The organism is Flavobacterium erciyesense (genome assembly GCF_018069925.1).
Classification (GTDB): Bacteria; Bacteroidota; Bacteroidia; order Flavobacteriales; family Flavobacteriaceae; genus Flavobacterium; species Flavobacterium erciyesense.
Genome location: NZ_JAGPXB010000042.1, coordinates 1 through 604, shown reverse-complemented (window position 1 = coordinate 604; position 604 = coordinate 1). Strand labels below are relative to the sequence as shown.

Below are 604 nucleotides of genomic sequence, written 5' to 3'. Positions count from 1 at the left end.
GTTACCAGAAATGGCTTCAAAAATCGAAAATAAAACTAAATTATAAAAATGAAAAATAGATTCTCGATATTTATTTTTAACATAATAATCCTATGTTTTTTTTCGTGTAAAAGTGAAAATGAAAAAAAACTTATTGGATACAGCAATGGAAAGTACTGGGATTTAATTAAAATTAAAGACTATAAATATTATAAACCAAAGTATTCTGCCTATTTTGGTAAAAATGGAAATTATTTATATTATTTTTTTAATGTTGGTGATTCAAATAATACTAAAGAAAGAATAAAATATGATTTTGGTGATGTAATCTACCCAGAGAAATGGTTTTTCGAAAATGACAGCATTGTTTCAATTCAGGGTTTCCGATATAGAATTTTGAAATTGACAAATACGCATTTTGAAATACAAAATCTGGAAGTTCCAGATGATATTGTTGAATATAAACTATCCTCAGAACAATAAAAAAATTGTAAATGCCACTTCTGGTAACAGCCGTTTGGCTAGATTGGGGTTTTAGGCTTAATTTAAAGTTGGTCTTGTACTTGGAAATTTGTGCTTAACCGAAAAATAAATCTTAATTTGGTCCCCAACCTCGCCAAGCGGC

General features: G+C 28.0%; 1 protein-coding gene. It reads left to right on the top strand.

Features of this window, described 5'->3' with window-relative positions; genetic code table 11:
• Positions 1–48 precede the first annotated feature (48 nt).
• A complete protein-coding gene (locus KBJ98_RS15225; RefSeq protein ID WP_210791951.1) occupies positions 49–462 on the top strand; it encodes an SPRY domain-containing protein in 414 nt (137 codons plus the stop codon).
• Positions 463–604 lie beyond the last annotated feature (142 nt).